The sequence below is a fragment of the Phreatobacter sp. genome, assembly GCF_027532945.1.
Classification (GTDB): Bacteria; Pseudomonadota; Alphaproteobacteria; order Rhizobiales; family Phreatobacteraceae; genus Phreatobacter.
The window spans coordinates 216,149-239,899 of sequence record NZ_JAPZTZ010000004.1 but is presented as its reverse complement, the minus strand read 5'-3'; the positions used below and the strand labels follow the sequence as shown (position 1 = coordinate 239,899).

At 68.4% G+C, this 23,751-nt stretch carries 22 protein-coding genes; 7 read left to right on the top strand and 15 right to left on the bottom strand.

Annotated features, from left to right (window positions below):
- From O9344_RS03875 to O9344_RS03865, 3 genes are read left to right on the top strand one after another with little or no spacing between them, the layout of a single operon-like run.
- Positions 1-702, top strand: a complete 702-nt coding sequence (locus O9344_RS03875; RefSeq protein ID WP_298473023.1) for an ABC transporter ATP-binding protein — start codon at positions 1-3, stop codon at positions 700-702.
- Between the two features lie 28 nt (positions 703-730).
- Positions 731-1,813, top strand: coding sequence for an alanine racemase (locus tag O9344_RS03870; protein ID WP_298473020.1), 1,083 nt, complete (start codon positions 731-733; stop codon positions 1,811-1,813).
- 10 nt (positions 1,814-1,823) lie between these two features.
- Positions 1,824-2,285 carry a RidA family protein gene (locus O9344_RS03865; protein WP_298473017.1) on the top strand — a complete coding sequence of 154 codons (462 nt, stop codon included), beginning with the start codon at positions 1,824-1,826 and terminating at the stop codon, positions 2,283-2,285.
- Between the two features lie 134 nt (positions 2,286-2,419).
- Here O9344_RS03865 and O9344_RS03860 read toward each other — a convergent pair whose 3' ends face one another.
- From O9344_RS03860 to O9344_RS03840, 5 genes are read right to left on the bottom strand one after another with little or no spacing between them, the layout of a single operon-like run.
- The gene (locus tag O9344_RS03860; RefSeq protein WP_298473012.1) at positions 2,420-2,866 is read right to left on the bottom strand and encodes a RidA family protein; all 447 of its coding nucleotides are present in this window, start codon (positions 2,864-2,866) and stop codon (positions 2,420-2,422) included.
- 30 nt (positions 2,867-2,896) lie between these two features.
- Positions 2,897-4,573, bottom strand: coding sequence for an AMP-binding protein (locus tag O9344_RS03855; protein WP_298473008.1), 1,677 nt, complete (start codon positions 4,571-4,573; stop codon positions 2,897-2,899).
- 10 nt (positions 4,574-4,583) lie between these two features.
- Positions 4,584-5,780: an acyl-CoA dehydrogenase family protein gene (locus O9344_RS03850; protein WP_298473001.1), complete on the bottom strand. Its 1,197-nt coding sequence runs from the start codon at positions 5,778-5,780 to the stop codon at positions 4,584-4,586.
- A gap of 1 nt (position 5,781) precedes the next feature.
- A complete protein-coding gene (locus O9344_RS03845; RefSeq protein WP_298472998.1) occupies positions 5,782-6,624 on the bottom strand; it encodes an enoyl-CoA hydratase family protein in 843 nt (280 codons plus the stop codon).
- A gap of 11 nt (positions 6,625-6,635) precedes the next feature.
- Complete coding sequence (locus O9344_RS03840) at positions 6,636-7,418, bottom strand: SDR family NAD(P)-dependent oxidoreductase (RefSeq protein ID WP_298472996.1); 783 nt, start codon at positions 7,416-7,418, stop codon at positions 6,636-6,638.
- A gap of 138 nt (positions 7,419-7,556) precedes the next feature.
- Here O9344_RS03840 and O9344_RS03835 point away from each other — a divergent pair, with 138 nt between their 5' ends.
- Entirely contained in the window at positions 7,557-9,890 is a 2,334-nt protein-coding gene (locus O9344_RS03835) for a bifunctional salicylyl-CoA 5-hydroxylase/oxidoreductase (RefSeq protein ID WP_298472994.1), read from the top strand.
- Between the two features lie 3 nt (positions 9,891-9,893).
- On the opposite strand, the gene O9344_RS03830 is transcribed toward O9344_RS03835, so the two are convergent.
- The 8 genes from O9344_RS03830 to O9344_RS03795 all read right to left on the bottom strand — a co-directional run bounded on the left by O9344_RS03830 (position 9,894) and on the right by O9344_RS03795 (position 18,808).
- Positions 9,894-10,394 carry a Uma2 family endonuclease gene (locus tag O9344_RS03830; RefSeq protein ID WP_298472991.1) on the bottom strand — a complete coding sequence of 167 codons (501 nt, stop codon included), beginning with the start codon at positions 10,392-10,394 and terminating at the stop codon, positions 9,894-9,896.
- Between the two features lie 143 nt (positions 10,395-10,537).
- The gene (locus O9344_RS03825; protein ID WP_298472988.1) at positions 10,538-11,338 is read right to left on the bottom strand and encodes an SDR family NAD(P)-dependent oxidoreductase; all 801 of its coding nucleotides are present in this window, start codon (positions 11,336-11,338) and stop codon (positions 10,538-10,540) included.
- Between the two features lie 40 nt (positions 11,339-11,378).
- The gene (locus tag O9344_RS03820; protein ID WP_298472985.1) at positions 11,379-12,695 is read right to left on the bottom strand and encodes a nicotinate phosphoribosyltransferase; all 1,317 of its coding nucleotides are present in this window, start codon (positions 12,693-12,695) and stop codon (positions 11,379-11,381) included.
- A gap of 100 nt (positions 12,696-12,795) precedes the next feature.
- Entirely contained in the window at positions 12,796-14,424 is a 1,629-nt protein-coding gene (locus tag O9344_RS03815; RefSeq protein ID WP_298472983.1) for an ABC transporter ATP-binding protein, read from the bottom strand.
- A 3-nt stretch (positions 14,425-14,427) separates the two neighbouring features.
- Positions 14,428-15,258 (bottom strand): ABC transporter permease, encoded by an 831-nt coding sequence (locus O9344_RS03810; protein ID WP_298472981.1) that lies wholly within the window; start codon positions 15,256-15,258, stop codon positions 14,428-14,430.
- 3 nt (positions 15,259-15,261) lie between these two features.
- Complete coding sequence (locus tag O9344_RS03805; protein ID WP_298472979.1) at positions 15,262-16,239, bottom strand: ABC transporter permease; 978 nt, start codon at positions 16,237-16,239, stop codon at positions 15,262-15,264.
- A 29-nt stretch (positions 16,240-16,268) separates the two neighbouring features.
- On the bottom strand, positions 16,269-17,867 hold the full coding sequence (locus tag O9344_RS03800; protein WP_298472976.1) for an ABC transporter substrate-binding protein: 1,599 nt from the start codon (positions 17,865-17,867) through the stop codon (positions 16,269-16,271).
- 92 nt (positions 17,868-17,959) lie between these two features.
- On the bottom strand, positions 17,960-18,808 hold the full coding sequence (locus O9344_RS03795) for a VOC family protein (RefSeq protein WP_298472973.1): 849 nt from the start codon (positions 18,806-18,808) through the stop codon (positions 17,960-17,962).
- A gap of 339 nt (positions 18,809-19,147) precedes the next feature.
- Here O9344_RS03795 and O9344_RS03790 point away from each other — a divergent pair, with 339 nt between their 5' ends.
- From O9344_RS03790 to O9344_RS03780, 3 genes are read left to right on the top strand one after another with little or no spacing between them, the layout of a single operon-like run.
- Entirely contained in the window at positions 19,148-20,476 is a 1,329-nt protein-coding gene (locus O9344_RS03790) for an FAD-dependent oxidoreductase (protein ID WP_298472970.1), read from the top strand.
- 3 nt (positions 20,477-20,479) lie between these two features.
- Positions 20,480-20,992: a cupin domain-containing protein gene (locus tag O9344_RS03785; protein WP_298472967.1), complete on the top strand. Its 513-nt coding sequence runs from the start codon at positions 20,480-20,482 to the stop codon at positions 20,990-20,992.
- A 4-nt stretch (positions 20,993-20,996) separates the two neighbouring features.
- Entirely contained in the window at positions 20,997-21,311 is a 315-nt protein-coding gene (locus O9344_RS03780) for an NIPSNAP family protein (protein WP_298472964.1), read from the top strand.
- A gap of 88 nt (positions 21,312-21,399) precedes the next feature.
- On the opposite strand, the gene O9344_RS03775 is transcribed toward O9344_RS03780, so the two are convergent.
- Positions 21,400-22,380 carry an aldo/keto reductase gene (locus O9344_RS03775; RefSeq protein WP_298472962.1) on the bottom strand — a complete coding sequence of 327 codons (981 nt, stop codon included), beginning with the start codon at positions 22,378-22,380 and terminating at the stop codon, positions 21,400-21,402.
- A gap of 87 nt (positions 22,381-22,467) precedes the next feature.
- Entirely contained in the window at positions 22,468-23,739 is a 1,272-nt protein-coding gene (locus O9344_RS03770) for a DUF3422 domain-containing protein (protein WP_298472959.1), read from the bottom strand.
- Between the last annotated feature and the right edge of the window lie 12 nt (positions 23,740-23,751).

Genomic DNA, 23,751 nt, shown 5'->3' with positions numbered 1-23,751 from the left:
ATGCTGAGCGTCTCCAATCTCGAGGCCGGCTACGGCGACGTGCAAGTGCTGTTCGGCGTCTCGCTGAGCGTCAAAGCCGGCGAGGTCGTGACCCTGCTCGGCCGCAACGGCATGGGCAAGACGACGACGATCAAGTCGATCTTCGGCCTCATCCGGCCCGCCGCGGGCGCGGTGGAGGTCGAGGGCGTGGCGCTGGCCGGCCAGCCGCCGTTCAAGGTGGCGCAGGCCGGCCTTGGCCTCGTCCCCGAGGGCCGGCAGATCTTCCCCAATCTCGACGTCGAGGAAAACCTCGTCGCCACCGCCGCCAACCGGGGCAAGCGCGAGCAGGCCTGGACGCTGGAGCGCGTCTACGCCTTCTTCCCGCGGCTGAAGGAGCGAAGGCGCAACATGGGCACGCAGCTCTCGGGCGGCGAGCAGCAGATGCTCGCCATCGGCCGGGCGCTGATGACCAATCCGAAGCTCCTCGTCCTCGACGAGGCGACGGAAGGGCTTGCCCCCGTCATCCGCGCGGAGATCTGGGCCTGTCTCGCGCGCCTCAAGCAGGACGGCCAATCGATCCTGGTGATCGACAAGAACGTGGACGCTCTGGTCAAACTGGCCGACCGGCACCTGATCCTGGAGAAGGGCCGGATCGTCTGGGAAGGGACGAGCGGCGATTTCCTCGCTAGTCCCGACCTGAAGGATCGCTATCTGCACGTCTGACCCCGTGCACGCCTTGATCGGAGCCGCCATGGCCACCCCTCTCGCCGAAACAATCGCCCGCGAATACGGGACCCCCGCCGTCGTCATCGACATGGACAGGGTGGAGGCGAACATCGCGCGGGTGCAGGCGCAGTGCGACGCCCAGGGGCTGGCCAATCGCCCTCACATCAAGACACACAAGAGCCCGGAACTGGCAAAGCTGCAGGTCGCGGCCGGCGCCAAGGGCATCACCTGCCAGAAGATCGGCGAGGCCGAGGTGATGGCCGCCGCCGGCCTCGACGACATCCTCATCAGCTACAACCTCCTCGGCGAGGAGAAGATGAACCGGCTCGGCCGGCTGCTGGAGACGATCAGCGTCACGGTGGCCGCCGACAATGCCGCGGTGATCGGCGACCTGCCGAAGGCCGCGGCGGTGGCGGGCCGCCCGCTCGGCGTCGTCATCGAATGCGACACGGGCCGCAAGCGGGCCGGCGTCGAGACGCCGGGCGAAGCCATCGAACTTGCCAAGCTCGTCGCGGCCTCTCCCGGCCTCGCCTTCAAGGGCTTCATGATGTACCCGACCGAGGACGGCTGGCCGGAGGCGCAGAAGTTCCTCGACACGGCGCTGGCCGGTATCCGGCTGGAGGGCCTCGACGCCGAGATCATCTCCACCGGCGGCTCGCCGAACATGAAGAATATCGGCAAGCTGAAGGGCGCGACCGAGCACCGGCCGGGCACCTATATCTACAATGACCGGATGCAGGTCGAGGTCGGCGTCGCCAGCCTCGATGACTGCGCGCTGACCGTCTATTCGACCGTGGTCAGCCGCGCTGGCGCCGATCGCGGCATCCTCGATGCCGGTTCGAAGACCCTGACCGCCGATCCCGGCGGCGGGCTCGACGGCTACGGCCTGATCCTCGAGCACCCGGAAGCGCGCATCGCCAAGTTCGCCGAGGAGCACGGCTTCCTCGACCTGTCGAAATGCAACGAGCGACCGAAGGTCGGCGACATCGTGCGCGTCGTGCCGAACCATGTCTGCGTCGTCGTCAACATGGTCGACGAGGTGGTGATGGTGCGCGGCGAGGAGATCGTCGGTATTCTGCCCGTCGCCGCCCGTGGCAAGCTCAGGTGAGGACAGGTCCATGACCCCGGAAGACAAGCTCGCCCAGTTGGGCCTCACCCTGCCGCCGACGCCGACGCCGGCCGGCAATTACGTGCCCTTCAAGCGAGACGGCAACATCGCCTATCTGGCGGGCCAGGGACCGCGCAAAGCGGATGGCTCGCTGCATACCGGCAAGGTCGGCGGCGATGTAACCGTCGAGGCGGCCTATGAGCACGCTAAGCTGGTGGGCCTGCAGATCCTCGCCTCGGCCAAGGCGGCGGCCGGCGGCGACCTGTCCAAGGTCGAGTTCCTGAAAGTGCTGGGCATGGTCAATGGCACGCCGGATTTCGGCGACCATCCGCGCGTCATCAATGGCTTCTCCGACCTGATGGTGGCGGTGCTCGGCGACCGCGGCCGCCACGCCCGCTCTGCGGTGGGCATGGGCTCGCTGCCCATGGGGATTACCGTGGAGATCGAAGCGGTGATCCGGATCCACGACTGAGGCGCGAGAGCCGGACACCCCCGCGTCATGGCCGGGCTTGTCCCGGCCATCCACGCTTGACCACCGCCGCCTCAAATCAAGTCGTGGATGCCCGGGACAAGGCCGGGCATGACGGATGGGGTCGGGCCGTTGCCCTACTCCGCCACGACCGCCGTCGCCTCGATCTCGATCTTCGCCGCCCTCTCCACCAGCCGCACCACCTGCACCACGGCCATGGCCGGATAGTGCTGGCCGAAGACGTCGCGATAGGCGCGGCCGAGGCCCTTGAGGTTCGCCTGGTATTCCTCGACATCGGTCACGTACCAGGTGAGGCGCACGACATGGTGCGGCTCGGCGCCGCCCTCGGCGAGGATGGCGCGGATGTTCTCGAAGCACTGGCGCGCCTGGGCGACGAACTCGGCGGGAAAGTTCCCCATGATGTCCCAGCCGACGACGCCGCCGGTGACGACGAGGCGGCCCTTGGCGCTCATGCCGTTGGCATAGCCGCGCGGCACCGGCCAGCCCTGCGGGTTGAGGGTGATGGGGCGGACCTCCTCGTCGGGGAGGCTCAGGGGAATGACGGGCTTCAGGGTCTGGCTCATGATCTCTCTCCGGCTACCTGTGCGGCAGCCTTATTCCGCAGCCTTGGGGAGGCCTGAGACCTCGCCGGCCTCGCGGGCGGCGCGCTCGCGGAGCGCAAAGCGCTGGAGCTTGCCGGTCTCGGTGCGCGGCAAGCTGGGGACGAAGGCGATCTCGCGCGGGTACTTGTAGGGCGCGATCTCGTTCTTCACGAAGCTCTGGAGTTCGACGACAAGGGCCGGGGTCACCGTCACGTCGGGCTTCGGCACGACATAGGCCTTGACGATCATGCCGCGCTCGGGATCGGGCTGGCCGACGACGCCGGCCTCGGCGACGGTCGGATGGGCGAGGAGCGCTGCCTCCACCTCGGGGCCGGCAATGTTGTAGCCGGCGGAGACGATCATGTCGTCGTTGCGCGCCTGGTACCAGAAATAGCCGTCCTCATCGCGGACATAGGTGTCGCCGGTGACGTTCCAGCCATCGACGACGTAGCGGCGCTGGCGCTCGTCGGCGAGGTAGCGGCAGCCGGTCGGGCCGCGTACGGCAAGGCGGCCGGGCTTGCCGGGGGGAAGGTCCTCGCCGTCGGCGCCGATGACCTTGGCCTCGTAGCCCGGCACGGGCTTGCCCGTCGCGCCGGGGCGGATGGCCTCCTCGGGCGCGGAGATGAAGATGTGCAGCATCTCGGTCGCGCCGATGCCGTCCATGAGCTTGAGGCCGGTGGCCTCCTCCCAGGCATCGAAGGTCGCCTTCGGGAGAGCCTCGCCGGCCGAAACGCATTTCTTCAGCGAGCGCCAGTCGTGGTCGCGCAGCTGCGGGATCATGGCGCGATAGGCGGTGGGCGCGGTGAAGCAGATGGTCGGCTTGTAGGTCGCGATGGCGGGGAGGAGATCGCCGGGCGAGGCCTTCTCCAGGAGGACGGTAGAAGCGCCGACGCGGAAGGGGAAGAGCACGAGGCCGCCGAGGCCGAAGGTGAAGGCGAGCGGCGGCGAGCCGATGAAGCGATCGTCGGGCGCCGGTCTCAGCACGTTGCGCGCATAGGCGTCGCAGATGGCGAGCAGGTCGCGGTGGAAATGCATGGTGCATTTCGGCTCGCCGGTGGTGCCCGAGGTGAAGCCGAACAGGCAGACATCGTCGCGCGCCGTGTCGACGGCGGCAAAGGTGGCAGGCGCCGCGCTCGCGAGCGCCTTCAGCTCGGTGAAGCCGACGATGCGCTTCAGGAACCGCGAGGTGCCAGCGGTCTTGGTCAGCTCGTCCATCAACCGGTCGTCGCAGAGGGCCAGGGCGATCTCCGCCTTGTCGACGATCTGGCCGAGTTCCTTGGCGCGCAGGAGCGGCATGGTGGCCACCACAATGCCGCCGGCCTTGATGACCGCGAGATAGGCCGCGACCATGGTCGGGTTGTTCGGCGCGCGCAGCAGCACGCGGTTGCCGGGCACGAGGCCGAGGGGGCCGGTCAGCACATTGGCGATGCGGTCGATCTCGGCGGCGAGGTCCTGATAGGTCCAGTTCGTGCCGTCGGGGCTCAGGATGGCGGTGCGCGCCCCCCTGCCCTCCACCACGTGGCGGTCGACGAATTCGGTGACGCAGTTGAGCCGCTCGGGATAGGCGAGTTCGGGCCGGTCGAAGAGGAAGGCCGGCTGGAACTCGGCCGGCGGCAGGCCGCGCGCCGCGAAGCTGTCGACATGGGCGGATGTCGTATCCGGCCTGAGCTTCACCACCGATCCCGTCATCGGACGCTCCCTATTCGGCTGCCTTGGGGAAAGCCGCGGCCTCGGCCTCGGCGAGATGAGCCCTGGCGATGACGACCTTCTGGACTTCGGTCGCCCCCTCGTAGATGCGCAGGGCGCGGATCTCCCGATACAGTTCCTCCACCTTTTCGCCCTTCTTGACGCCCAGGCCGCCGAAGACCTGGATCGCCCGGTCGATGACCTTCTGGGCATTTTCGGTGGCGACCATCTTGGCGATGGCCGCCTCCTTGGTGATGCGGGGCTTGCCCTGGTCCTTCGCCCAGGCGGCGCGGAAGACCAGCAGGGCCGCGGCCTCGAGCTCGGCGACACTGTCGGCGAGCGAGGCCTGGGTGAGCTGCAGGTCGGCGAGCGGGGCGCCGAACATGATGCGGGACTTCGCCCGGCGCGTCGCCTCGTCGAGGGCCCGGTAGCCCATGCCGAGGGCGGCTGCGGCGACGGTGGGGCGGAAGATGTCGAGGTTCGCCATGGCCATGGCGAAGCCGCCGCCGGCCTTGCCGATCAGCGCATCGGCGGGCAAGTGGCAGTCCTCGAAGACGAGGGTCGCGAGCGGATGCGGGGCGATGACGTCGATGCGCTCGGCGATGATGAGGCCGGGCGCGTCGGCGGGAACGATGAAGGCCGAGATGCCGCGGGCGCCGGGCGCCTCGCCGGTGCGGGCGAAGACCACGTAGCGGTCGGCGATGCCGCCATTGGAGATCCAGGTCTTGGTGCCGTCGAGCCGCCAGCCGCCGTCGGCCGTCCGTGTGGCGGTGGTCGCCATGGCGGCGACGTCCGAGCCGGCATCGGGCTCGGAAAGGGCGAAGGCGGCGATCGCCTTGCCGTCGCGCACCGGCGGGCAGCACAGCGCCTTCTGCTCCGGCGTGCCGAAGAGCGAGACGACGCCGGTGCCGAGGCCCTGCATCGCGAAGGCGAAATCGGCGAGGCCCTCGACATAGCCGAGCGTGGCGCGGGTGATGCAGAGGGTGCGCACGTCGAGGGCGGGGTACAGGCCGCCCTGCTCACCGGGCACGCAGGCCTTGAGCCAGCCCGCCGCGCCCATGGCGGCGACGAGGCGGCGGCAGGAGCCGTCGACATCATGGTGGTCGACGAGGCCCGGCACGGTGCGCCCGGCCCAGTCCGCGAGCCGCGCGGCATAGTCGCGGTGGCGGTCCTCGAAGAAGGGCAGCGACAGGAGGTCAGCGGGGAGCATCTCAATCCCCCTCGAAAACAGGCTTGGTCTTCGCCGCGAAGGCCTCGAAGGCGCGGCGGAAGTCCTTGGTGTCCATGCAGATCGCCTGAGCCATGGCCTCGGCCTCGATCGCCTCGTCCACCGACATGGTCCATTCCATGTGCAGCATGCGCTTGGTGATGGAATTCGCAAAGGTCGGGCCATCGGCGATCTCGCCGGCCAGCGCGGTGGCCTCGGCGAGCACCGCATCGGAGGCCGCGAGGCGGTTGAAGAAGCCCCAGGCGTGGCCTTCCTCGCCGCCCATCATCCGGCCGGTATAGAGCAGCTCCGAGGCGCGGCCCTGGCCGATGATGCGGGGCAGGATGGCGCAGGCGCCCATGTCGCAGCCGGCAAGGCCGACCTTGTTGAACAGGAAAGCGACCTTGGTCTTGGCCGTGCCGACGCGCAGGTCCGAGGCCATGGCGATGATCGCGCCGGCGCCGACGCAGATGCCGTCTATTGCCGAAATGATCGGCTGCGGGCAGGCGCGCATCGCCTTCACCAATTCGCCGGTCATGCGGGTGAACTGCAGGAGGCCCGGCATGTCGCGGCCGGTGAGCGGCTCGATGATCTCGAAGACGTCGCCGCCGGCGCAGAAATTGCCGCCAGCACCCGTCACCACCACCGCCTTGATGGAGGTATCGAAGGCCAGCGCCCGGAACAGGTCGCCGAGCTCGGCATAGCTCTCGAAGGTCAGCGGGTTCTTCTTCTCGGGGCGGTTCAGCGTGATGGTCGCGACCTTGCCTTTCACCTCCCAGAGGAAATGCGTCGCCTGCCAGTCGGCCAGGGCCTGTCGGTGCGGGATGCGGTGGGCGGGGGCTTGCATGGGTCGTTTCCTCAGATCTCTCCGCCAGCGACCGGCAAAGCGAGGCCGGTGACGGCGGCGGCCGCATCCGAGACGAGCCAGAGGACGGCGGCTGCCACCTCTTCCGGCTTGATCAGGCGGCCGATGGGCATGGTTTTTGTCAGGTCGGCGAGCGCGGCCTCGGGGCTGCGGCCGGTCTTCGAAACGATCGTCTCGATGGAGCCGGCCACGAGGTCGGTCTCGGTGAAGCCGGGGCAGACGCAATTGACGGTGACGCCGGAGGTCGCGACCTCTTTGGCCAGCGCCCGCGTCAGGCCGACGACGCCGTGCTTCGCCGCGCAATAGGCGGAGACGTAAGGGTAGCCGGTGAGGCCGGCGGTGGAGGCGACCGAGACGATGCGCCCCTGGCCCCGCGCCACCATGCCGGGGAGAACGGCGTGGATACCGTCGAAGACGGCGGTGAGGTTCAGCGCGATCATGCGGTCGAAGAGCGCGCCGTCCATGCGCTTCAGCGGCGCGGTCTCGGCATGGCCGGCATTGCTGATGAAGATGTCGAGATCGCCTGCGCCGCGCAGCGCTTCCGCAAAGGCGGGACGGTCGGTGACGTCGCAGGCGATGGCACGGGCGGCGTGACCTGCAGCGACCGCCTCAGCGAGAGGGGCGTGGCTGCGGCCGAGCACGATGACCTCGGCGCCCTGGCCCGTCAGCGCCGCCGCGATGGCCCGGCCGATGCCGCGTCCACCCCCGGTGACGAGGGCGCGCCGGCCCGAGAGGGGCGACAGCGCAGAGGAAAGGGCGGCGGGGTCCGTCGGCATCGTGGCCTCCTCGCCTGAATGTTTTAAGCTTCAAATATTTTGGAGCAAGAGCCTTTCCGCGCCTTGCCGCCAATTATTTTAAGCCTAAACTATTTTGCATGACGCGCGCCTTCGGGCGCAGCGACAAGGGAGATGGCCATGCGCATCGCGGTGATCGGCGGCGGACCGGGCGGGCTCTATTTCGCCATCCTGATGAAGAAATGGCAGCCGGCGGCGGAGATCACCGTCTTCGAGCGCAACCGCCCGGACGACACGTTCGGCTTCGGCGTCGTCTTTTCCGACGCGACCCTCGACATTTTCGAGCGCTATGACGCGGAGAGCTACCGCGCCATCACCGAGAACTTCGCCTATTGGGACGACATCGAGGTCCGCTTCAAGGACACGGTGCACCGCATCGGCGGCAACGGCTTCTGCGGCTGCTCGCGCCAGACCCTGCTCATCCTGTTGCAGAACCGCGCCCGCCAGCTCGGCGTCGAGATGAAGTTCCAGACCGAGATCGACCCGAGCCCGGAGACCTTCGGGACTTACGACCTCGTTGTCGCCGCCGACGGCATCAACTCCCGCATCCGCGAGGCCAACCGCGACCATTTCCAGCCCGAGGTGGACCTGCGCCCCAACAAGTTCACCTGGCTGGGCTCCACCCGCGAGCTCGACGCCTTCACCTTCTTCTTCCGCGAGACCGCGTTCGGCATCTTCATCGCCCATACCTACCAGTACGAGGCGGGCCGCTCGACCTGGGTCATCGAGACCGATCCCGACACCTTCGCCCGTGCCGGCCTCGACCGCATGGACGAGGAGGCCTCGGCCCGCTTCCTCGAGGGCGTCTTCGCCGAGGAGCTCGCCGGCCATCCACTCATCACCAACCGCTCGCTCTGGCGGCAATTCCCGATGATCCGTTCGAAGCGCTGGGTGAAGGACAATGTCGTCCTCATGGGCGATGCCAAGGGCACGGCGCATTTCTCGATCGGCGCCGGCACCAAGCTCGCCATGGAGGATTCCATCGCGCTGTTCGATGCCTTCCGCGCCAAGGGTACCGTGGCGGAGGCGCTCGCCTCCTACGAGACCGACCGCCGCGAGGAGGTGGAGCGCACCCAGCACGCAGCGGATGTCTCGCTCGTCTGGTTCGAGCATGTCGACCGCTTCTGGGACATGGATCCGCGCCAGTTCGCCTTCGGCCTGATGACCCGTTCCAAGGCGATCACCTACGAGAACCTGAAGCTGCGCGCGCCGGATTTCGTCGCCGAGACCGACCGGATGTTCGCGGAGAGCGTGCCCGATGCGGATCTCGCGAAGCCCCGGCCGCCGCTGTTCCAGCCGCTCACCCTGCGCGGCCTCACGGTGGCGAACCGCGCGGTCGTCTCGCCCATGTGCATGTATTCGGCGGTGGAGGGCATGCCGACCGACTGGCACGTGGTCCATTACGGCGCCCGCGCCATCGGCGGCGCCGGCCTCGTCTATACCGAGATGGTCTGCGTCGCCCCGGACGCCCGCATCACCCCGGGCTGTGCGGGCCTCTGGTCCGATGGACAGGAGGCGGCCTGGACGCGCATCGTCGCCTTCGCCCATCAGAACTCGCAGGCGAAGCTCTGCCTCCAGCTCGGCCATGCCGGCCGCAAGGGCGCGTCGAAGCTGATGTGGGAGGGCATGGACCGGCCACTGACTGACGGTGCCTGGCCGATCGTCTCCGCCTCCCCCCTGCCCTACTATCCCGACAGCCAGGTGCCGGCGGAGCTGGACGAGGCCGGCATGGCCCGCATCACCGCCGAGTTCGTGGCGGCGACGCAGCGCGCGGCGCGCTGCGGCTTCGACATGCTGGAGCTGCACTGCGCCCACGGCTACCTGCTCGCCTCCTTCCTGTCGCCGCTGACCAACCAGCGCACCGACGCCTATGGCGGCAGCCTCGATAACCGCCTGCGCTTCCCGCTCCGCGTCTTCGCGGCGATGCGCGCGGCCTGGCCGGCGGAGAAGCCCATGTCGGTGCGCATCTCCGCCACCGACTGGGCCGAGGGCGGCATCACCGAGGACGAGGCCATCGCCATCGCCCGGGCCTTCGCCGAGGCCGGCGTCGACCTCGTCGACGTCTCCACCGGCCAGACCACGCCGAAGAGCCGGCCGGTCTATGGCCGCATGTTCCAGACGCCCTTCTCCGATGCCATCCGCAACGAGGCTGACGTCAAGACCATGTGCGTCGGCAACATCACCTCGGCCGACCAGATGAACACCATCCTCGCCGCCGGCCGCTCCGACCTCGTGGCGCTTGGCCGCCCGCATCTTGCCGATCCCTCCTTCATGCTGAAGGCGGCGGCCTGGTACGGCGTCGATATCCACCAGCCGCCGCAATACCTGCCGGGCAAGGACCAGGCGCTGCGCAATGCGGTGAAGGACCGGGCGGATTTCGAGGCGCTGAAACTGGCGGCGAAGCCGAAGCGTCACGCGCGGGGGAGTTTTGCGCGGCAAGCGGCGGCGGAGTAAGGCTCAGCCGAGGTCGGCGAGGCGAAAGGTGAGGCCGACGAGATCGGGATGGGCCGGCTCGACCGGGTCCGTCGCGCCAAGGCGGCGGATCGCGCCATAGCCGTCGGCGCGCGGTTCGCGATGGATGGTGACGGCCAGCTTATGCGCGTCCACCACCCAGTAGTCGGCGACGCCATGAGCGGCCATCAGCTCGGCCTTGCGCCCGAGGTCGAAGGCGAGGCTGGTGTCGGCGACCTCGACCACCAGCAGCACGTCGGACGGCGTCAAGCGGGGGCCGGAAAAGTCGCGGTAGATGACGAGGTCGGGCGCGAGGAACGTCGTCTCGGAGAGCTGGAGTGTCGGCTCGGTGCCGACGCGGAACCCCGCCGGCAGGCGGCGGGCGATCAGCATGATGAGGTCGTCCTGGAGGCGCTGATGGATGCGGTTCTTCGCGTTCATCGGGACGAACTCTCCCTCGATCAGCTCGACCCTCTCATCGTCCTGCAGAATGCCGGTCTCCAGCATGCGGAAAGCATCCTCGACGGTGAACGCCCGTCGCGGCAGACCTTCGGCTCCCTGTGTGACCATCACGTTCATCGAATGACCTCGCGGGGGAGGATAGCATCGATAAGACCTGATGTATTGACCGGCGGCTCTGCCGCAAGCCTCTACCGGCTCGCCGCCGACAGCCCGCCGTCCACGGCGATCTCGGCGGCAGTCACGTAGCGCGCCTCGTCGGAGACGAGGAACAGCACGGCCTGCGCCACGTCCCAGGCATCGCCCATCTTTCCCGTGGGCACCTGCGCATTGCGCGAGGCGATGAGCGCCGCGACATCGCCGCCGGCGATGGTCTTCGCCAGCCGCGTCTCGACCAGCGGCGTGTGCATCAGGCCGGGGATGACCGTGTTGCAGCGGATCTGCTGCTTCGCATAGGTCACGGCGATGGAGCGCGAGAAGCCGAGAATGCCGAGCTTGGTCGTCGTATAGGCGACATGCGGCCGGTCGGGCAGGACGCGCACGCCGGCAATCGACGACAGATTGACGATGGCGCCGCCGCCCTGCCGCTCCATGACCGGGATGACATGCTTGCAGGCGAGGAAAGCGGTCTTCAGGTTCAGGTCGAGCTGGGCGTCCCAGACCTCCTCGCTCATCGCCACGGGATCGCCCGGCGCCGAGCCGCCGACATTGTTGACGAGGATGTCGATGCGGCCGAAGCGGGCGAGGCAATCGGCGACCGCCGCCTCGACCTCCTTGGCTTTCGTCATGTCGACGGCTGCCGCATGGGCCGTGCCGCCCTCCGCCGCTATGAGCGCTCGCGTTTCCTCGGCGGCCGCCAGCGAAATGTCCGTGCCGTAGATGGTCGCGCCCTGGCGGGCGAGCAGCACGGCGGTGGCCTTGCCGTTGCCCCAGCCCTCGCCGACGGAGCCGGCGCCGGAGATGAAGGCGACCTTGCCGGTGAGGTCGTGCATGGGGAACTCCGGGGCGAGAGGGATCAGACGAGAACCGGGCTCAGACGAGAACCTGATGGGCCTTCATGCCCACCGTGCCGAAGACGCGGCGATAGCGCTCGATCTCCGATTTCGGGCCGGTCGATTTCAGCGGATTGTCGGAGAGCTTCACCGCCGGGCGGCCATTGGCCTTGATGACCTTGCAGACCACCGAGATCGGCGCCAGGGCATCCGGGTCGCCATTGGGCACGCAGCCCTTGAAATCGTTGGTGAGGTTGGTGCCCCAGCCATAGCCGATGCGCACGCGCCCCTTGAAACGGCGCGCCGTCTCCTCGATGGAATCGATGTCCATGCCGTCGGAGAGGATGACCAGCTTCTTGGCGGGGTCGCGGCCCTTCTCGCGCCACCAGGCGATCAGCTCCTCGGTGCCCTCGATCGGGTCCTTGGAATCGGGGCGGGCGCCCGTCCAGTCGGCGACCCAGTCCGGCGCATGGGCGAGGAAATGCGCCGTGCCGTAGCAGTCGGGCAGGATGATCCGCATGTTCTGGTCGTAGATGCGCGCCCAGTCCTCCAGCACCCGGTAGGGCGCCTTCAGCAGGTCGGCGTCGGTCTTGGCCAGCGCGCCATAGACCATCGGCAGCTCATGGGCGTTGGTGCCGATGGCCTCGAGGCCGAGGTCCATGGCGAGCTTCATGTTGGAGGTGCCGGTGAAGACGTCGGGGCCGAGGCCGTCGGCCATCGCCTCCATCATCCACTTGTGCCAGAGGAAGCCGTGGCGGCGGCGGGTGCCGAAATCCGAGATCTTGAGGACGCCGACCTCGTCCTTCAGCCGGCGCAGGCGCTTGATCTTCTCCCAGGCCTTGGCCTTGGCATTGGCATAGAGGATGTCGAGCTCGAGCTTGGATAGCTGGCGCATGGTGGCGCGGGCGCGCAGCTCGTTGGTGATGGCAAGCGCCTGGACCTCCCACATGGTGGTCTCGGCCCAGCGCCCGGCAAAGGTCAGCTCGTACTGCCCGTCGCGCTTCTCCAGGTGATAGTCCGGCAGGCGGAAGTCCTTGAGGAAGGCGAGATAGTCCGGCCCGAAAATGCGCTCGCGGCCATAGAAGGTGTTGCCGGCGAGCCAGATCAGTTCCTTCGGCGTGAAGCGCAGATCGCGGGCATGGTCGAGCTGGGCGCGCAGCTCGCCCTCGTCGACGATGTCGGCGAGGCGCACGGTGGTGGTGCGGTTGGTCAGCGCAAAGGTCGCCGTCACCTCGGGATGGAAGCGGCGGATGAGCTGCTGCATCGAGAACTTGTAATAGTCCGAATCCAGCAGGGACCGGACGATGGGGTCCAGCTTCCAGGTGTGGTTGTAGACCCGCGTGGCGATGTCGACCATGGACGGTCCGCTCGTGGCGCTTCAGGGTTGGCGACCTTAGGAGGAGGCGCGGGGCTTGCAAAGTCGCCCGACCGGCGGGGCGGCGCAAGGCTGCCGCGCTTCAGGCCACCACCGCATCGCGGCGCAGGCCGAATTCTCTGCCCGGGATCGAGGCGAGCAGCGCCTGGGTATAGGGGTGCTGCGGCGCGCCGAAAACCTCACCGATGGGTCCCGCCTCCACCACCTCGCCGCTCTTCATCACCGCCACGAGGTCGCAGACCTGGGCGGCGACGCGGAGGTCGTGGGTGATGAAGACGATGGAGAGGCCCAGCCGCTCGCGCAGGTCCGCCAGCAGCCGCAGCACCTGCGCCTGCACCGAGACGTCCAGCGCGGAGACCGCCTCATCCGCCACCAGCACCTCGGGCTCCAGGGCGAGCGCGCGGGCAAGGCCGATGCGCTGGCGCTGGCCGCCGGAAAACTCGTGCGGGTAGCGGTCGGTCGAGGCGGGGTCGAGGCCGACGAGGCCGAACAGCTCCTTGGCCCTGGCGAGGGCCGCCTTGCGGTCCATGCCGTGGACGATGGGGCCCTGCGCCACCAGTTCGCCAGCCTTGCGGCGCGGGTTGAGCGAGGCGAAGGGGTCCTGGAAGACCATCTGGATGTGGCGCGTCTCCTGCCGCATCTCCTCGCGGCTGAGCGAGGCGAGGTCGCGGCCGTTCAGCACCAGCGACCCCGTATCCGGATCGATGAGGCGGATGATGCAGCGCGCCAGCGTCGACTTCCCCGAGCCGCTCTCGCCGACGATGCCGAGGGTCGCGCCCTTCGGCAGGGTCAGCGTCACGTCCTTCACCGCATGGGTGACGCGCACGCCGCGGCCGAGGAAACCGCCGGTGCGGAAGGTCTTCGACACGTGGTCGATGGTGAGGATCGGCTCGGTGCCGATGGGGCGCGGCGGCGGCGCTTTCAGCGGCGGCACGGCGGCGATGAGCTGCTTGGTATAGGCGTGCTGCGGGTTGTTCAGCACCTCGTCCGCCGGGCCCTGCTCGACCACCAGGCCGTGCTGCATGACCGCGACCCGGTCGGCGATCTCGGCCACCACGCCGAAATCATGGGTGATGAACAGCACCGCCGTGCCCTTGCGCCGCTGGAGGTCCTTGATGAGGCTCAGAATCTGCGCCTGCGTCGTCACATCGAGGGCAGTGGTCGGCTCATCGGCGATGAGCACCTTCGGGTCGAGAGCGAGCGCCATGGCGATCATGGCGCGCTGGCGCTGGCCACCGGAGAGCTCGTGCGGATAGGCCCTCGCCGCGAGCTTCGGATCGGGGATGCGCACCTCTTCGAGCAGGGCGAGGACGCGGGCGGCAATCTCGGATTTCGACAACCCGGTATGGATGCCGAACATCTCGCCGATCTGGTCGCCGATGGCGCGCAGCGGGTTCAGCGCCGTCATCGGTTCCTGGAAGATCATGGCGATGCCGGCGCCGCGCACGGCGCGCATCTCGGCGTCTGTGAGCCTGGTCAGGTCGCGGCCGTCGAAGAGCACCGCGCCGCCATCGATGTCGACGCCGCCGGGCAGGAGGCGCATCACCGCATTGGCGGTCATGGACTTGCCCGAGCCGCTTTCACCGACGACGCAGAGGATCTCGCCGGAGGCGATGGCGAAGGACACGTCCTTCATGGCGTGGGGACGGTCGGCGCCCTTGGGCAGGCGAACGCTCAGGGCCTCGACGGTGAGGACGGGGGATGCGGCCACGGGTCAGCGTCCCTTCAGGCGCGGGTTGAGCGCGTCGTTGAGACCCTGGCCGACCAGCGAGACGGCGAGGACGGTGAGCAGGATGGCGATGCCTGGAATGGCCGAGACGTACCACTGGACGCGCAGCACGTCGCGGCCAAGGCCGATCAGGTTGCCCCAGGAGGCGACGTTGGGATCGGAGAGGCGGAGGAAGGCGAGCGCGCTCTCCAGGAGGATCGACAGCGCCATGACGACGCTCGCATAAACGATGACCGGCGGCAGGGCGTTCGGCAGGATCTCGCCAAAGATCAGCTTGAGGTCCTTGAGGCCGAGGGTGCGGCCGGCCTGGACGAATTCGCGGTTGCGGAGCGACAGGAACTCGGCGCGGGTGAGCCGCGCAGGGGCCGGCCATGAGACGACGCCAACCGCGACGATCACCGTGCCGATGGTCGAGCCGAAGACGGCGACGAGGACCAGCAGCAGCAGGAAGTTCGGCAGGGTCTGGAAGGCCTCGGTGACGCGCATCAACACCGTGTCGACCCAGCCGCCGTAATAGCCGGCGACAGCGCCGATGACGATGCCGATGGCCACCGCGATGATGGTGGCAACGCCGCCGATGAGCAGCGAGATGCGGGCGCCGTGGAAGATCTGGGCGGCGATGTCGCGGCCCGAATTGTCGGTGCCGAGGGGAAAGCGCGGATTGGCGAAGGGCCAGACCAGCGGGCGGCCGGCCAGCGCCAGCGGATCGCGCGGATAGAGCCAGCCGGCGCTCACCGCCATGGCGATGACGATCAGCAGCAGGATGAGGCCGATGACGGCGGGCGGCGAGCGGAAATAGGCGCGAACGACCTCCACGGCTCAGGCTCCCGTGGTGATGCGCGGATCGAGGCGCGCATAGATGAGGTCGACGATGAAGTTCACGGTGATGACCAGCAGCGCCGACACAAAGACGATGCCGAGCAGGGTATTGAGGTCGCGTTGGACGACGCTCTCATAGGCAAGGCGCCCAAGACCGGGCAGCGAGAAGACGCTCTCCACCACCACCGAGCCGCCGAGCATGGTGCCGGCCTGCAGGCCGATCAGCGTCACCATGGGCAGGAGCGCGTTGCGCAGCACGTGGCGGGTGATGATCCGCGTCTCGTCGAGGCCCTTGGAGCGGGCGGTGCGGACGAAGTCGAGGTTCAGCACCTCCAGCATCGAGGCGCGCATGATGCGCAGGTAGATGGCAAGGAAGATGAGGCCGAGCGTCAGGGTCGGCAGGACGAGGTGGCGCGCCGTGTCGAGCACGGCCCAGATGCCGGTCGCTGTCGAGGTGATGTCGGTGAGGCCGCCGGCGGGCAGCCATTGCAGGTAAATCGAGAAGACGACGATCGCCATCAGCCCGAACCAGAAGGAGGGCGTGGCGTAGAAGATGAGGCCGACGGTGGAGATCAGCGTATCCGGCCACTTGTTGACGCCGCGCGCCGCGATGACGCCGAGGATGAGGCCGAAAAAGAAGGCGAAGGAGAGCGAAGCGGTCATCAGGAGGATGGTCGCCGGCAGGCGCTCGGCAATGACGGTCGCCACCGGCTTGCCGTAGATGGCGGAGAAGCCGAGGTCGAAGCGCACCAGCCGCCACAGATAGTTCCCGAGCTGGGCCGAGACGGAGAGATCCAGCCCGTAGAAGCGGCGCAGCTCCGCCGCCGTCCGCGCGTCGCCGCCGCCCATCTGCGCCATCATCGCGTCGACGGTGTCGCCGGGCGCGAACTGCAACAGCAGGAAGACGCCGACCAGGATCAGCAGCAGGGTGGGAATGGAGGCGGCGAGACGCCGCCCCGCAAGGGTCAGGATGCGCATGGATCAGGCCAGGGGCTGGTGCTGCGGGCTCACTCCGCCAACCAAAGATCGTGCCAGGACGAAGAGCCCCAGCGCGGCGTGTTGGAGTGGTTGCGCGCCCTCGCGGTGATCACCGTGACGAAGATCTGCTCGATCGGCATCCAGAGCATGAGCTCGCCATTGGCACGGCGGACGAAGTCGCCATAGAGCGCCTTGCGCTTGGCAGCGTCGACCTCGGTCGCGGCATCGTCGATGATCTTGTCGAGGGTCGCGTCGGTGACGCCCCACTGGTTGGTCCAGGGCGCGCCGACCGGCTGTCCCGAGCGATACCACACGGTCGTCGAGACGGCGGGGTCGTTGCGGTACTGGTGCCAGCCGGTGGCGAGATCGAAGGCATGGTCGGCATAGACCGACTTGAGGAAGCCGCCGCCATCGGTGCGGACGATCTCGACGCGGATGCCCACCTCGCCGAGCGACTGCTGGATGAAGGTCGCCCAGAGAGAGATGTCCTCGCCCCAGGGGGCGGGCAGGAGGCGCAGCGACAGACGGGTGCCACCCGCGCCGGGGCGCAGGCCTGCCTCGTCGAGCAGACGGATCGCCTTGGCCTTGTCAAAGGGGAACTGCGGGGTGTTGGCGCCCGGATAGAAATCGGTCGAGACCGAGGGGATCGGGCCGGTGCCGAGCTTGGCGAAGTCGCCGAGGAAGTTCTCGATGAAGAAGGGCACGTTGATGGCGTGGGCGATGGCCTGGCGCACCTTGATGTCGGCGAGTTCCTTCCGGCGGAAGTTGAACTCCAGCGTGTTGGTGCGGGCATTGCCCTCGTTGCCCTTGGTGGAGACGACGAAGCGCCGATCCTTGCCGAGGCGCGCCATGTCCGAAATGGTCAGGCCCGAGAACGGCGAATAGTGCAGCTGTCCCGCCTCCATCTGGGCGGCCGCGGCGGCACGGTCGGTAATGACGCGCCAGATGATGCGGTCGAGGTTGGCCGGGCCCTTCCAGTAGCCGTCATGGCGATCGGCGATGATGTGCTGGCCACGCTCGTAGGACACGAACTTGAAGGGACCGGTGCCGAGGGGCGCGAGGTTGCGCGGGTTCTGGCGGACATCGCTGCCCTCGTAGATATGCTTGGCAGAGATGTAGCCGAGGTCGGGCAGCGCACGCAGCAGCAGGTTCAGCGGCATCGGCCGCTCGTAGCGGAAGATCGCCGTGTGCGGATCGGGCGTGTCGACGGCGGTCAGGAAGAGCTGCAGCGTGGTGCCGTAGTTGAGCACCTTCTTCCACATCTCCATGGCGGTGAACTGCACGTCCGCCGAGGTGAAGGGCTTGCCGTCATGCCAGGTCACGTTGCGACGCAGCTTGAAGGTGATGGTCTTGCCGTCGGGCGCGGCCTCCCAGCTCTCGGCGAGAACGCCGACCGGATTCCCGGCGGCGTCGAGATCGACCAGCGGTTCCTGGATCTTGCCACTGACGATGTAGACGCCGGTGGAAGCCTGGATGCTGGGGTTCAGCTGGCGCTGCTCGGCGCCGTAATGAACGACGAAGACGCCGCCCTTGCGCGGCGTCTGCTGGGCGAAGGCCTTGAACGGATCGATCACGTTGGCGGCGATCGCGGCGGAGGTCATCAGCGCTGCGCGACGGGTCAGGTCCATGGGGATCTCCTGGCGAAAGGGGCGGCTCAATTCACGATGGGCGACTGCGGAATAACCGTCAATCGCCGGGGGCGGGCGGGGGCCCGCCGCGCTCAGTGGGGGATGAAGCTGATGACGACGCCGTTGGCGCGGGCGGCCGGCACGCTCACCGTCTCCTCGCCATGGGCGATGCCGGCGGAGGCAGCCTTGGCCTTGGCGAGATCATCCGAGGCGATGACGATGGCCACCGCCCCCTCACCGGCCGCGCCCTCGCGCACGGCGGCGGGATAGAGCGAAGCGAAGCCGGCGGCATCATAGAAGAGGAAGTCGGCGCGCTTGCCGCCCGAGGGCACGCGCCAGCCGTCCGGCGTCTTGGTCGCCGGCTCATCGATGAGGCCGGCCATCTTCCTGGCGGCGGCTTCCGGATCGGCCGAGAGGATCTCGATGCGGGCAATGCGGCGGGCGCCGTTGGCGTGGCTCTGCAGCTCCGGGATCCAGACGGTCTCGCGGGTCAGGTGCTGGCAGGCGAAGATGCGCATGCCGCCGGGATTCTGGTCGAGCGGCCAGCGGAAGACGTTGAACTTGGCTTCGCCCGTGCCGCCGCCGGGCAGATCGACGGGGCGGCCGAAATGGACCGGGCCGAGCGGCTCGAGGCCGCGGGCCTTCAGCTCGGCGGCGCCGCCGGCGGCATCGTCCGTGGTGAAGGCGGTGCGCTCGATGCCCTCGCGCTTCGAAAGGAAGTCGCGGGTCGGCTTGTTCTGGTCGGTCTCGGCGAGGACGCCGAGCAGCTCGAGGTAATCGTCGCCGAACATGATCGTGTAGTTGCCGGTGCCCAGATGCGGCGAATGGGTGCCGCGCGGCGAGACGGTGAAGCCCAGCAGCCCCCAGCCCCGCGCCGAGGCGTCGAGATCGCGGACGGTGACGACGACGTGGTCCGCACCCAGGATGTGCTTGAGCGGCATGGCTTGAGCCTTCTTCTTCAGTTCAGCTGGCCCGCACTTCATCCGATCGGACGCCCGCGCGCAACGCGCCGAGGGTGGCAGAATTGCCGGGCCTCTGCTGCTCTGCACGCATAGCTGGAGAGAAGAATTTGCCTGTTATGACCGATTATAAGTCGGACAAATAGTAGTTTTGTTCTCTATATAGGCGTACAAATGACAAAATAATTCTACTTTCGGGGCTTCCTTCCAGAAACGAGTGGTGGTTTTCACCCACCGCCCGGCCCGTCTGCCGCAGCGGCGCTTGCCGCTGCCCTCCCGGACCGCTTTCATGGATCGTGACACATGTCCGGAGAGACCTCCATGCCTTCCACCGCATCGGCCCCATGGCCCCCGTCCCTGTGGGTCGCGACGGCGCCGCCCGGCCCGGTGCTGCAGCCGCTGACCGGCGAAGAGACGACCGACGTCGTCGTCATCGGCGCCGGCTTCACGGGGCTCTCGACCGCGATCCACCTGCGCGAGATGGGCGTTGCCGTCACGGTCGTGGAGGCGGTGGAGCCGGGCTGGGGCGCCTCGGGCCGCAACAACGGCCAGGTGATCCCGACGCTGGCCGGCCATGACCCGTCCGGCATGACCGCCCGCCATGGCGAGGCGGGCGAGCGGTTCAACCTCGTGCTGCGCGACGCCGCGCAATATCTTTTCGACCTCGTGCGCAAACACGACATCCCCGCCGAGGCCGAGCAGGCCGGCTGGGTGCAGCCGGTCCATTCGCCGGGCCGCTTGAAGATCGCGGAGAAGCGGGTGAAGGAATGGTCGGCGCTCGGCGCGCCGGTCGAGCTGCTCGACCGCGAGGCGACGGCGCGGATGCTCGGCTCGGAGGCCTGGTTCGGCGGCTTCTGGAATCCGACTGGCGGTCACATCAATCCGCTCGCCCTCTCCCGCGGCCTCGCGCAAGTGGCCTTGAGGCTCGGCGCGGTGATCCGCTCGCGCTCACCGGTCAAATCCTATGCGCGCGTCGGCGATGACTGGGTGGTGACGACCGAGAAGGGCCAGGTGACGGCCAAGGCGCTGGTCCTTGCCACCAATGCCTATACGGGGGAGTTCTCCGACAGCCTCAACCGCGACATCGCCCATGAGGTGATCCCGGTCCTGTCCTGGCAGATGGCGACCCGGCCGATCAGCGACAATGTCGCCAAGACCATCATCCCCGACCGGCAGGCCATGTCGGACACCCATCGCGAGCTCTATTTCGCCCGCTGGGACGCCCGCAACCGGCTCGTCACCGGCGGCGCCGCCATGGTGCCGGGCGCCAATGGCGACAACCTGCGCGGTATGATCGGCGAACGGCTGAAAAAGCTCTGGCCGCAGATCGGCGACATCGAGTTCGACTTCGTCTGGTCCGGCTATGTCGGCATGACGCCGGACAACCTGCTCAAGCCCCAGGTCGCCGGCTTCCCGCGCTTCCACCGGCTCGGGCCCAATGGCTATGCCTGGGCGGGCTGCAACGGCCGCGCCGTGGCGCTCTCCGTGTCGCTCGGCCGCGAGCTTGCGAAGGTCACCCAGGGCGTGCCGGAGAGCGAGCTGGGGCTGCCCTTCTCCGAGCCGACACCGCAGCCCTTCCAGCCGATCATCCGGCGCATCGCGCCCTTCGCCCTGCCGCTCTACCGGCGGCTGGACGCCCAGGAGATCTGATCCATGAGCGACCAGCCACAAGCCGAGGTGAAGGTCTTCGGACCGGAGGAGAGCCCGTCCTACTGGCAGCCGGTGCCGGCCAATGGCTTCGTGCGCTGCATCCTCAATCCGAAGACGGTGAAGACCGAGAACCGCTTCGCCATGGGCACGCAGACCGTGGCGCCGGGCTGCCATATCCGCGAGCACACCCATGACCGCCATGAGGAGGTCATCCATCTGACGAGCGGCCGCGGCTTCGCCCGCATCGACGGCGAGGACATTCCGATGGAGGCGGGCTCCACCGTCTTCATCGGTCGCGACCGCAAGCATGGCTTCGTCAATCCGGGGCCGGAGCCGATGAGCTTCGTCTGGTTCCTCATGCCGGGCGGGCTGGAGGACTTCTTCGCCGCCATCGGTCGGGAGCGCAAACCCGGCGAGCCGGCGCCGGAGCCCTTCCCGCGCCCCGCCGATGTCGCCGAGATCGAGAAGCGGACGGTCTTCGGCTGGGCCGATCCGTCGCATAATCCGAAGGGGTGACGAAATGATCGTCGAGGAGCGCGACTACCGCATCAAGGCCGGCCATCTCGCCGAATTCGTCGGTCTCTACGAGGAGCACGGCCTGCCGATCCAGCAGGAGCTGCTCGGCACGTTCCACGGCTATTTCACCTCGGAGACGGCGGAGCTCAACCACGTCGTCGCCTGGTGGTCCTACGACAGCCTCGATGATCGCCTTGCCCGCCGCGACCGGATGATGGCCGACCCGCGCTGGCAGGCCTATCTCGCCAAGGTGAAGGGGCTGGTCGAGGTCCAGCACGTCAGGTTTTTGCGGCCGACGCGGTTCTCGCCGATCCGGTGAGGGCGGAGTTTTCCGAGGGCCCCTCACCCTTCCCTCTCCCCGCAAGCGGGGAGAGGTGGACAGACGCCCTTAGCGTCCCTTGCCCCGCTTACTTGAACCCCACCACCGCGTGCGGGACGTAAGGCGCCTCCAGCGCGGCAATCTCCTCCGCCGTCAGCTTCACCGTGAGCGCCGCCACCGCATCGTCCAGATGGCCCATCTTGCTGGCGCCGACGATCGGCGCGGTGATGCCCGGCTTCTGCAGCACCCAGGCGAGCGCAACCTGCGCCCGCGGGATGCCGCGGGCCTTGGCCACCGCCGCCACCGCCTCGACCACCTTGCGGTCGGCCTCCGCCGTCGCCGCATAGAGCGTCTTGCCGAAATCGTCGGTCTCGGCGCGGGCGCTGGACGAATCCCAGTCGCGGGTGAGGCGGCCGCGGGCGAGCGGGCTCCAGGGGATGACGCCGATGCCCTCCTCGCGGCAGAGGGGAAGCATCTCGCGCTCCTCCTCGCGGTAGAGCAGGTTCACGTAATTCTGCACGGTGGCGAAGCGCGTCCAGCCATTCGCCTCCGAGGTCTTCAGCATCTTCATGAAGCGCCAGGCGCTCATCGAGGAAGCGCCGATATAGCGGGCCTTGCCGGCCTTCACGACATCGTGGAGCGCTTCCAGCGTCTCCTCGATGGGCGTGTCGTAGTCGAAGCGGTGGATCTGGTAGAGGTCGACATAGTCGGTGCCGAGGCGGCGCAGCGAATGGTCGATCTCGGTCATGATCGCCTTGCGCGACAGGCCGGCGCCGTTCGGACCCGGGCGCATGCGGTTGAAGACCTTGGTGGCGATGACGATGTCGTCGCGCTTCGCCATATCCTTCAGCGCCTTGCCGACGATCTCCTCCGAGGAACCGAGCGAATAGATATTGGCCGTGTCGAAGAAATTGATGCCGAGGTCGAGCGCCCGCTTGATGAAGGGGCGGCTCTCGGCCTCGCCCATCGACCAGGGATGGGCGCCCTGGTCGGGGGCGCCATAGGTCATGCAGCCGAGGCAAAGGCGCGAGACGTCGAGGCCGGTGCGGCCGAGCTTCACGATGTCCATGGGGGCTCTCCTCAGAATGCGGGGGGCCAGCTCTAGCGCGCCTGCATGACGGCGAGAACGGCGGCGGCGCAGGGGCCTGCCATGCCGTCAGTCCTCGCGGGTGCGGATGCGCCGGACCACGAGGGCCATGACCAGCACCACGAAGGGCAGGACGGCGGCGGTCGCCACCGTCGGCTCGAAGGGCAGGACGCCGGAATCCTTGCCGCCCTTGAACAGGTAGCCGAGCAGGCCGAGCACGTAATAGGAGACGGCGGCGATGGAGAGGCCCTCCACCGTCTGCTGCAGGCGCAATTGCAGCCTCCCCCGCTCGGACATGGTCTCGAGCAGCGTGCGGTTCTGCTGCTCAAGGGCGATGTCGACGCGGGTGCGCAACAGGTTCGCGGCGCGGGCGAGCTTCAGCGACAGCTCGGCCTGGCGGTCGGAGGCCGTCTGGCAGGTGCGCATGGCCGGCGCGAAGCGGCGGTCGAGGAAGGCCGCCCAGGTCGAGTGCCCCTCCAGCGGCGTCTCGCCGATGACGCCGAGGCGCGAGCGCACCAGCGCCTCATAGGCGCGTGTGGCGCCGAAGCGGAAGCTCGACAGCGCCGCCTCGGCCTCAAGTTCGGCGGCCTGCGCCACCAGCGTGTCGAGCAGGGCGGCATTGCTCTCGAGGCCGGTCGCCGTCTTCATGCGCTGGGCGACGGAGAGAAGCTCGCGCTCGATGCGGCCGATGATCGGCCCGACGCGCTGCGCCTCGGGCAGGCCGAGCAGGGCGAAGCAGCGATAGGTCTCGACCTCCAGCAGCCGCTGGACCAGCGCGCCGGCCACCGCCGGGGTCAGGCCATGGTCGATGACGAGGATGCGGGTATAGCCGCGCGAATCCTGGCGGAAGTCGGTGGCGATGGTCGCCGCCCCGTCTACGGCGTGGGAGACGCAGAGCGAGGCGGGATCGAAGAGCGCCTGCCAGTCCGCGGCAAGCGCGCTCTCGCGCACCAGCGCCAGGTCGATGGCGACGAGCAGCGGGCCGGGGGCGGCGACGGCGCCGCCAACCGGGCTCGGCTGCGGCAGCGGCCAGTGGAAGGGATCGCCGGCCGGCGCCGGAACGTCCCAGCCATAGGTGGAGAACTCGCTGTGCCGCTCCCAGCGCAGCCGGGACGTGGGGAAGACGGCGCGGTGGAAATTCGCGCCCTCGTCAGGCCGGGTAGCGCCCGTCGCGCTGCACCAGGCGGCCAGCGTCGCGCGCTCGTCGGTCACCGGGACTTCGGCGGTCGAAAAGGCGTGGAGCAGCACCCGACGCGGCGTCTCGACCAGCTGGAAGGGCCGGGCATGCAGTTCGTCCAGCACCTGACGGCGGAGCGGGTGGGGCGCGAAATCGAGACTCACGGGGAACGCGTC